This is a genomic window from Mycobacterium sp. E136, from assembly GCF_001666865.1.
In the GTDB taxonomy this organism is placed as follows: domain Bacteria; phylum Actinomycetota; class Actinomycetes; order Mycobacteriales; family Mycobacteriaceae; genus Mycobacterium.
On sequence record NZ_LZJE01000245.1, the window covers coordinates 1 to 8986 of the forward strand.

Sequence of the window (8986 nt, forward strand, 5' to 3'; positions counted from 1 at the left end):
CCGGAAGCTAAGCCTGCCAGCGCCAATGATACTGCCCCACACGGGCGGAAAAGTAGGACACCGCCGAACACAAATTAGGATTACCCCCCACAATTGCGTGGGGGGTAATTCTATTTCGCGACAATCTATTACGTATTATCGCGAGACTCGTCCATCGGGTAGAAAGGCATACGTGGCTGAGGACAGAAGGGGCGGCACCGACGGGCGCCGTCCGCAGCGTTCGGCACCGCGCAGCTCCGGTCCGAACCGAGCCCGCAGGGCGCAACCCAAGCCCGACCGCGAGCCCCGTCAGTCATCGGGTCCGCCGATACCCGACGGCATCGAACCCAGGCAACTCGCCCCCGACATCCGCGGCGAACTCACGACGCTGGACCGCAACACCGCCGACTTCGTCGCCCGCCATTTGGTGGCCGCCGGCCAGGTCATCGACGAGGATCCGCGGGCCGCGCTCGAGCATGCGCGGGCCGCGCGCGCCCGCGCCGCCCGCATCCCTGCGGTGCGCGAAGCCGTCGGCATCGCCGCCTACCACTGCGGGGACTGGGCGCAGGCCCTCGCCGAATTGCGCGCCGCTCGGCGGATGGGCAGTCGATCGTCTCTGCTGGCGCTGATCGCGGACTGCGAACGCGGGGTCGGCCGCCCGGAACGTGCGATCGAACTCGCTCGCAGCCCGGAAGCCGCCCAACTCACCGGCGACGACGCAGATGAGCTGCGGATTGTCGTGGCCGGCGCCCGCTCGGATCTCGGTCAACACGAACAAGCCCTGGCGCTGTTGTCGACACCCCAGCTGGATGTGACGCGCACCGGACACACCGCGGCGCGGCTGTTTTATGTCTACGCCGAAACGCTTCTCGCCCTTGGCCGCAACGAGGATGCGCTGCAGTGGTTCATCAACGCCGCGAGGGCCGATCTCGAGGGTGCGACCGACGCCGAAGAGCGCATCACGGAGCTCTCCTGAGGTGACCGCACTCGCCGACCAGCACGACTGCCTCCTCCTGGATCTCGACGGCACCGTGTTCCGAGGCCACGAAGCCACCGTCGGCGCGGTCGACACCTTGGCGACGATCCGAGCCCGGACTCTCTACGTCACCAACAACGCCTCGCGTGAACCCACCGACGTCGCCGAGCACCTCAATGCCCTCGGCTTCAGTGCCGTCGCCGACGACGTCGTCACCAGCGCACAGAGCGCCGCACGGCTGCTCGCCTCCCAACTGCCTTCTGGTGCAGTAGTTCTCGTCGTCGGAACCGATGCGCTCGCCGGCGAGGTCAGCCGCGTAGGCCTCAAACCCGTTCGACAGTGGTCCGACGGACCGGTCGCCGTCGTCCAAGGGCACTCGCCGCAGACCGGCTGGCCGGATCTGGCCGAAGCGGCCCTGGCGATCCGCGCCGGCGCGCTGTGGGTGGCGGCCAACGTCGACCTGACGCTGCCGTCGGAACGCGGCCTGCTGCCCGGCAACGGCTCCATGGTGGCGGCGTTGCGCGCGGCGACCGACCGCGAACCGCAGGTCGCGGGCAAGCCCCAGCCGACGCTGCTCACCGATGCGTTGGCCCGCGGCACATTTCAGGCGCCGCTGGTAGTCGGCGACCGCCTCGACACCGACATCGCCGGCGCCAACGCCGCCGGGCTGCCCAGCCTGCTCGTGCTCACCGGCGTCAGCACCGCCGCCGACGTCATCCGCGCCCGGGCATCCGAACGGCCGACCTATCTGGCCGCCGACCTGCGATCGCTCGACGCCGCGGCCGATGCGCTACGCATCGGGGACCACCCCGCCTGGCGCGTCGACGCCGACTCGACCTCGGTGACCGTGCACTCCACCGGCGACGACCCCGACGATGCGCTATCGGTGGTACGGGCGACCGCCCACGCCGTGTGGAACGCCGGCAGCGACGGCCAGTCGATGACCGTCCGCGCCGGTGACGACGCCGCGCACCAGGCCCTGCAGCGGTGGTCCCTGCTTCCCCGGCCGAATCAGCTAGCGTGAAGCACGACATGAGTACCGATCCCGAACAGATTCGCGCCCGGATCGCGGAGTTGCTGGCAGACCTGCCCGACCCCGCGCAGGAGGGTGTCAACCTGGCCGACGCCGACATCGAGCTGCTCGCGGCGCGGTTGGAAGAGGCGCACGACGTGCTCGTGCAGGCGCTCGAGTCGGTCGAGAAGGGCTGAGCGCCGTGGCACGGCGCGCGCGAGTGGACGCCGAGTTGGTGCGACGGGGACTGGCCCGATCCCGCCAGCAGGCGGCCGAGCTGATCGGCGCGGGGCGGGTGAGCATCGACGGGATGCCGGCCGCCAAACCCGCCACCGCCGTCGCGATCACGTCCAACCTCACGGTCGAAGGCACCGACGAACGCACCTGGGTGTCACGCGGCGCGCACAAACTGATCGGAGCCCTGGACGCCTTCGGCCTCTCCGTCGACGGCAGGCGGTGCCTGGACGCCGGCGCCTCGACGGGCGGCTTCACCGAAGTACTGCTCGACCGCGGCGCCCGAGAGGTGATCGCCGCCGACGTCGGCTACGGCCAGCTGGCCTGGTCACTGCGCAACGACCCACGAGTCACCGTCATGGAGCGCACCAACGTTCGCGAGCTGACGTCCGACGCGATCGGCGGCCAAGTCGACCTGATCGTCGCCGATCTGTCGTTCATCTCGCTGTCCACAGTGCTGCCGGCGCTGACATCGTGCGCAGCACCCGATGCCGATATCGTTCCGATGGTGAAACCGCAGTTCGAGGTCGGCAAGGACAGGGTCGGCGCGGGCGGCGTGGTCACGGATCCGGCGCTACGAGCCGACGCCGTCCTCTCGGTGGCCCGCCGCGCTGCCGAGATGCGCTGGTATCCCGTCGCGGTGAGCGCGAGCCCGCTTCCCGGCCCATCCGGCAATGTCGAATACTTCCTGCATTTGCGAAAAGACACCGGGCTGACGGGCGAGGAGCTCGACGGCGCCGTGCACGCCGCCGTCGCGGAGGGACCGCAGTGAACGCCGACCGCACGATCCTGATGGTGGTACACACCGGACGAGATGAAGTCACCGAGGTCGCTCGGCGCGTACAGAAAACCCTCGGCGACAACGGAATCGGGCTCAAAGTCCTCTCGGCCGAGGCGGTCGACCGCGGACCCATTCATCTGTCGCCCGACGACATGCGCGCCCTCGGCGTGGAGATCGAGGTGGTCGACGCCCAGGAGTGCGCCGCCGAAGGGTGCGAACTCGTCCTGGTCCTCGGTGGTGACGGCACCTTCCTGCGTGCCGCCGAACTCGCGCGCAACGTCGAAATCCCGGTGCTGGGAGTCAATCTCGGCCGCATCGGGTTTCTCGCCGAGGCCGAAGCCGACTCCATCGACACGGTGCTCGAGCGCGTCGTCAACCGCGAGTACCGCGTCGAGGAGCGGATGACGCTCGACGTCGTGGTGCGGGTGAACGGGGAGATCGTCGACCGCGGCTGGGCGCTCAACGAAGCCAGTCTCGAAAAAGGGCCCCGCCTGGGGGTGCTGGGAGCGGTCCTCGAGGTCGACGGCCGCCCGGTGTCGTCGTTCGGATGCGACGGTGTGTTGGTGGCGACGCCGACCGGGTCAACGGCGTGGGCGTTCTCCGCCGGCGGCCCGATCGTGTGGCCCGAGCTGGAGGCAATTCTGGTGGTGCCGAACAACGCTCACGCGCTGTTCGCCCGCCCGATGGTCACCAGTCCCGAGGCCGCCATCGCGATCGAGGTGGAAGCCAGCGGACACGACGCGCTGGTGTTCTGCGACGGCCGCCGCGAGATGGTGGTGCCCGCCGGGGGACGGCTGGAGGTCACCCGGTGTGGGACCCCGGTGAAGTGGGTGCGCCTCGACAGCGCACCGTTCACCGATCGCCTCGTGCGCAAATTCCGGTTGCCGGTCACGGGGTGGCGCGGTCAGTAGTGCTTTCCGAAATCCGTATCGAGTCACTGGGTGCGATCAGCACCGCGACCGCCGAGTTCGACCGCGGTTTCACGGTGTTGACCGGCGAGACCGGGACAGGCAAGACGATGGTGGTCACCGGGCTTCACCTGCTCGGCGGTGCCCGCGCCGACGCCACCCGGGTGCGATCCGGCGCCAACCGCGCGGTCGTCGAAGGACGGTTCACCACAACCGAACTCGGTGACGGCGTGGCGTCGCAGGTAGACGAGATCCTCGAGAGCTCGGGCGCCGAACGCGACGACGACGGCAGCGTGATCGCCGCCCGCTCGGTCAGCCGAGACGGCCCGTCGCGGGCCTACCTCGGGGGTCGCAGCGTCCCGGCGAAGTCGCTGAGCAGTTTCACCGCCGAATTGCTCGCCCTGCATGGGCAGAACGACCAGCTGCGGCTGATGCGGCCCGAGGAACAACGCGGCGCCCTCGACCGATTCGCCGACGTCGAAACGCAGTTGAAGCGGTACCGCCGCGTGCGCGAGGAATGGCTGGCGGCGCGACGCGACCTGCTGGACCGCACCCAGCGGGCCCGCGAGCTGGCACTCGAGGCCGACCGGCTGAAGTTCGGGCTCAACGAGATCGATGCCGTTGCACCGCAACCCGGCGAGGACGATGCGCTCGTCGACGACATCCGGCGGCTCTCCGAACTCGACGCCTTGCGCGATGCCGCCCAGGTCGCTCGTGCCGCGCTCGCAGGTCCCGACGACCCCACGCCCGACGCGATGTCGGCGACTCACGGTGTCGCACAGGCCAAGTCGGCACTCGAGTCGACGGGTGACACCGCGCTCACCGCGCTGGCCCAGCAGCTCAGCGAAGCCGTCGCGGTCATCACCAGCGTCAGCAGCGAACTCGGCACCTATCTGTCGGGGTTGCCGACCGACACCAGCGCGCTGGAGACGAAGCTGGCGCGCCAGGCCGAACTGCGTTCCCTCACCCGCAAGTACGCCGCCGACATCGACGGCGTGCTCGACTGGGCCCGCGATTCCCGGGACCGGCTGGCACAGCTCGACGTGTCTGAAGAAGCGCTGGCCGGCCTGCAGCGACGCGTCGACGAACTCGAGACCAAAACCGTCGCCGCCGCAGCCGAATTGACCAAGGCACGAACCAAAGCGGCCAAGGGTTTGGCCAAAGCGGTGACCGCAGAACTGTCCGGGCTGGCCATGACCGGCGCGGTGTTCACCGTGTCGGTTGGCCCGCTGCTGGCCCGTGCCGACGACTCGGCGCCCGTCGTGTTGTCCTCAGGTGCGACCGTGCACGCCGGGCGCGACGGCGTGGACAACGTCGAGTTCGGGTTCAGCGCTCACGGCACCGACGTACTGCCGCTGCACAAGAGCGCCTCGGGCGGTGAGCTCTCCCGGGTGATGTTGGCCCTCGAGGTCGTGTTGTCCGCCTCGGCCGAGGGCACGACGATGGTGTTCGACGAGGTCGACGCCGGAGTCGGGGGACGCGCGGCGGTCCAGATCGGCCGTCGGCTGGGTCGGTTGGCCCGCACCCATCAGGTCATCGTGGTCACCCACCTGCCACAGGTCGCCGCGTACGCCGACGTGCATCTCGTCGTCGGGGGAGACGGCGGGAAGAAGGCAAGCGGGGTACGTCGCCTCGACGACGACGAGCGCGTGGCCGAGCTGGCGCGCATGCTGGCCGGGCTGGGTGAGTCGGACAGCGGGCGCGCCCACGCCCGAGAACTCCTGGAGGCCGCGCAGAAAGAACGCGCTGGAGGCGATTAGCCGCCCAGCACCGTGTCGACCAGGGCCCTGACGAATTCCGCGCCGGCGGGTTCGTCGCTCGCCAGCCGGCGGTAGAACAGCGCGCCCGACAACGCCACCGAAGCGGCCTCGGGATCGACGCGCGCGGGGAACTCCCCGTCGCTGACACCCGACGCGATCGCGTCGGTGAGCCGTTGGCGTCGCTGCGCCGAATACGTGTGAAAGAACCGGCGGATCTCCGGCTCGGTTTCCGCTGCGTGCACGAGGGCCGGGATGCAGGCCGAGACCGCGGACTCGCTCAGAGCGCGGGCGAGGTGCCCCAGCAGGATCTCGACCCTCGCGTGGGCCGTCCCGGCGGGCGCCTCGTGGCCCGGGTCCGGTTGGACGTTGAGGGTCTCGAGCGCATCGGCGATCAGCGACGCCTTGTCCGGCCAGTGCCGGTAGAGCGTGCTGCGGCCGACGTGTGCGCGGGTGGCGACCGACTCCATCCGAAAACCCGGATAACCGGCGTCGGCGAACTCATCCAGCGCGGCGCGCAGAATCACCCTACGGGAGTGCTCGACGCGCGGATCGCCCTGGCGACTTTGAGACATAGATGTATCATAACTGTCAGGAGGTGCGATTATGACGGGCACCAGTGTTCGCTACATTGTGGACGACGTCGACGCGGCCGTCCGCTTCTACACCAAAGAACTGAACTTCGAGGTGGCCATGCGCCCCGGGCCCGGGTTTGCCATGCTCCGTCGCGACGAGTTGCGACTCCTGTTGAACTCGCCCGGCGGCGGAGGCGGCGCGGGGCAGTCGCTCAGCGACGGCAGCCGTCCCGCTCCCGGCGGATGGAACCGAATCCAGTTGGAAGTCAACGACCTTGACGACGCAGTGAGCCGCCTCGCCGAGGCAGGCGTGCCGCTGCGTGCCGACGTCATCACCGGCCGCGGCGGCCGGCAGGCCTTGGTCTGCGACCCCTCCGGCAACCTCGTGGAGTTGTTCGAACCGTTCCGCTGAGCTGTTACGTGTGTGACAAAAGGGACAGATGATACGGCGCGCCTCCGACAGATAGCGCGCTGATCTCGACAAAATCGGCGCATGAAGATGTCAGCGCTGCTATCTCGCAATGCCAGCTCACGCCCGGGCATCACCGGCACGGCCCGGGTCGACCGCGACATCGATCGACTCCTGCGACGCATCACCCCGGGCGACATCGTCGTCATCGACGCGCTCGACCTGGACCGGATCACCGCGGACGCGCTGGTCGAGTCCGGTGTCACGGCCGTCGTCAACGCGTCTCCGTCCATCTCCGGGCGGTATCCGAACCTCGGACCGGAGGTTCTGGTCGCGAATGGGATCACGCTGATCGACGACACCGGCGACGACGTCTTCAAGAAGGTCAAAGACGGCGCGCGGGTACGACTGCACGACGGCGGGGTCTACGCCGGCGACCGCTGCCTCGTGCAGGGCGTCGAGCGCACCGACCACGAGATCCACGAGTTGATGCATGAGGCCAAGAGCGGGCTGGTGGCCCACCTCGAGGCGTTCGCCGGCAACACCATCGAGTTCATTCGCAGTGAGAGCCCGCTGCTGATCGACGGGATCGGCATCCCCGACATCGACGTCGACCTCAACCGGCGCCATGTGGTGATCGTCGCCGAGGACGTCGACGCCGCGGTCGACCTCAAGGCGCTCAAACCGTTCATCAAGGAGTACCAACCGGTGCTGGTCGGCGTCGGCACCGGAGCCGACGTGCTCCGCAAGGCCGGCTACCGGCCGCAACTCATCGTCGGCGACCCCGACAAGATGAGCGCCGAGGTGTTGCGGTGCGGGGCGCAGGTGGTGCTTCCCGCCGACGCCGACGGGCACGCCGCCGGGCTCGAACGAATCCAGGACCTCGGGGTCGGGGCGATGACGTTTCCCGCCGCGGGCTCGGCGGCCGACTTGGCGCTGCTGCTGTGTGATCACCACGGTGCGTCGCTGATCGTCACCGCCGGCCACACCGCGAGCATCGAGGAGTTCTTCGACCGGGCCCGCCAGCAGAGCAACCCGTCGACGTTTTTGACCCGGCTCAAGGTCGGGGAGAAGCTCGTCGACGCCAAGGCCGTTGCCACGCTGTACCGCAGCCGGGTGTCGGGCGGCGCGATCGCACTGCTGGTGCTCGCCGTACTGATCGCGGTGATCGTCGCGCTGTGGGTGGCGCGCGTCGATGCCGCGATGCTGGACTGGATCGCCGATTACTGGAATCGCTTCTCGCTCTGGGTCCAGGGCTGGGTCACCTAGGAGCACCCGATGATATCCCTACGTACACACGCGATTTCGCTCGCGGCAGTGTTCCTCGCGCTCGCCATCGGTGTCGCCCTCGGCTCGGGGTTGCTGTCCAACACCGTGCTCTCGGGTCTGCGCGACGACAAACACGAAATGCAGGACCGGATCAACACCCTGACCGACGAGCGCAACGGGCTCAATGAAAAGCTCGGTGCGGCAGGGGAGTTCGACGCCCAGATGTCACCGCGCATTCTGCGTGACACGTTCGTCGACAAGTCGGTGGTGCTCTTCCGCACTCCCGACGCCTCCGACGACGATGTCGACGCGGTGACGCGACTGGTCGGTCAGGCCGGTGGCACGGTCAGCGGGACGGTGGGTCTCACACCGCAGTTCGTCGAGGCCCACGCCGCCGAGAAGCTGCTGTCGGTGGTCAATTCACCGATCGTGCCCGCGGGCAAGCAGTTGAGCACGACATCGGTCGACCAGGGCTCGCAGGCCGGTGACCTGCTGGGCATCGCACTGCTGATCAATCGCGACCCCAAGGTGCAGACCGTCGACGACACCCAACGCGAAACGGTGCTCGCGACGCTGCGCGACACCGGCTTCATCACCTACGGCGACCGGGTCGGCGCGGCGAACACCGCGCTGATCGTGACCGGCGGCCCGCTGGGCGACGACGCCGGTAACCGCGGCGCCACCGTCGCCCGATTCGCCGGCGGGCTGGCCCCGCACGGCGCAGGCACGGTGCTGGTGGGCCGGGACGGCTCGGCGTCGGGTACGTCGGCGATCGCTGTCACCCGGTCGGACCCCGCGCTGACCTCGGCGGTGACCACGGTCGACGACGTGGACACCGAGGCCGGACGCATCACCTCGGTGCTGGCGTTGAGTGATCTGGTCAACGGCGGACGGCCTGGCCAGTACGGCATCGGCCAGGGGTCGACGTCGGTCACCGTGCCGCAGTGACGCTCGGGCCCTCGGCGCGTCACCGACGCTCCCGCCCGTCGGCGCGTCACCGACGCGGTGTCGGCCTCGGTGTTAGGGTGGGGTTCCGTGGGTCGGCAGGCCCCAAACTAGGAATCAGCCTAGGAACGTAAGCCCTGC

The 8986-nt window shown here is 69.1% G+C and carries 10 protein-coding genes; 9 read left to right on the forward strand and 1 reads right to left on the reverse strand.

Features of this window, described 5'->3' with window-relative positions; all coding sequences use genetic code 11:
• Positions 1–172 precede the first annotated feature (172 nt).
• The 6 genes from A5698_RS16160 to recN are packed head-to-tail and all read left to right on the forward strand — an operon-like array spanning position 173 to position 5650.
• A complete protein-coding gene (locus A5698_RS16160; RefSeq protein ID WP_231967425.1) occupies positions 173–955 on the forward strand; it encodes a tetratricopeptide repeat protein in 783 nt (260 codons plus the stop codon).
• 1 nt (position 956) lies between these two features.
• Positions 957–1979: an HAD-IIA family hydrolase gene (locus A5698_RS16165; RefSeq protein WP_068298840.1), complete on the forward strand. Its 1023-nt coding sequence runs from the start codon at positions 957–959 to the stop codon at positions 1977–1979.
• An 8-nt stretch (positions 1980–1987) separates the two neighbouring features.
• Positions 1988–2164 carry a hypothetical protein gene (locus A5698_RS29040; protein ID WP_090277879.1) on the forward strand — a complete coding sequence of 59 codons (177 nt, stop codon included), beginning with the start codon at positions 1988–1990 and terminating at the stop codon, positions 2162–2164.
• A gap of 5 nt (positions 2165–2169) precedes the next feature.
• The gene (locus A5698_RS16175) at positions 2170–2973 is read left to right on the forward strand and encodes a TlyA family RNA methyltransferase (protein WP_068298845.1); all 804 of its coding nucleotides are present in this window, start codon (positions 2170–2172) and stop codon (positions 2971–2973) included.
• Positions 2970–3893, forward strand: coding sequence for an NAD kinase (locus A5698_RS16180; RefSeq protein ID WP_084792473.1), 924 nt, complete (start codon positions 2970–2972; stop codon positions 3891–3893). Before A5698_RS16175 ends, A5698_RS16180 begins: the two co-directional genes overlap by 4 nt.
• Positions 3893–5650 carry a DNA repair protein RecN gene (recN, locus tag A5698_RS16185; protein WP_068298849.1) on the forward strand — a complete coding sequence of 586 codons (1758 nt, stop codon included), beginning with the start codon at positions 3893–3895 and terminating at the stop codon, positions 5648–5650. Before A5698_RS16180 ends, recN begins: the two co-directional genes overlap by 1 nt.
• Here recN and A5698_RS16190 read toward each other — a convergent pair.
• Entirely contained in the window at positions 5647–6222 is a 576-nt protein-coding gene (locus tag A5698_RS16190) for a TetR/AcrR family transcriptional regulator (RefSeq protein ID WP_068298852.1), read from the reverse strand. The genes recN and A5698_RS16190 overlap by 4 nt on opposite strands.
• Before the next feature lie 31 nt (positions 6223–6253).
• Between A5698_RS16190 and A5698_RS16195 the strand changes: the two genes are divergently transcribed.
• The 3 genes from A5698_RS16195 to A5698_RS16205 all read left to right on the forward strand — a co-directional run bounded on the left by A5698_RS16195 (position 6254) and on the right by A5698_RS16205 (position 8848).
• Positions 6254–6634: a VOC family protein gene (locus A5698_RS16195; protein WP_068298855.1), complete on the forward strand. Its 381-nt coding sequence runs from the start codon at positions 6254–6256 to the stop codon at positions 6632–6634.
• Between the two features lie 81 nt (positions 6635–6715).
• On the forward strand, positions 6716–7900 hold the full coding sequence (steA, locus tag A5698_RS16200) for a putative cytokinetic ring protein SteA (protein ID WP_068298857.1): 1185 nt from the start codon (positions 6716–6718) through the stop codon (positions 7898–7900).
• A 9-nt stretch (positions 7901–7909) separates the two neighbouring features.
• On the forward strand, positions 7910–8848 hold the full coding sequence (locus A5698_RS16205; protein ID WP_068298866.1) for a copper transporter: 939 nt from the start codon (positions 7910–7912) through the stop codon (positions 8846–8848).
• The last annotated feature ends 138 nt before the right edge of the window (positions 8849–8986 follow it).

Bases quoted from the DNA above. Each gene is read 5' to 3' on its own strand.
- A5698_RS29040 (WP_090277879.1), top strand. From the start codon at position 1,988: ATGAGTACCGATCCCGAACAGATTCGCGCCCGGATCGCGGAGTTGCTG.
- A5698_RS16190 (WP_068298852.1), bottom strand. From the start codon at position 6,222: ATGTCTCAAAGTCGCCAGGGCGATCCGCGCGTCGAGCACTCCCGTAGG.
- A5698_RS16195 (WP_068298855.1), top strand. From the start codon at position 6,254: ATGACGGGCACCAGTGTTCGCTACATTGTGGACGACGTCGACGCGGCC.
- steA (WP_068298857.1), top strand. From the start codon at position 6,716: ATGAAGATGTCAGCGCTGCTATCTCGCAATGCCAGCTCACGCCCGGGC.
- A5698_RS16205 (WP_068298866.1), top strand. From the start codon at position 7,910: ATGATATCCCTACGTACACACGCGATTTCGCTCGCGGCAGTGTTCCTC.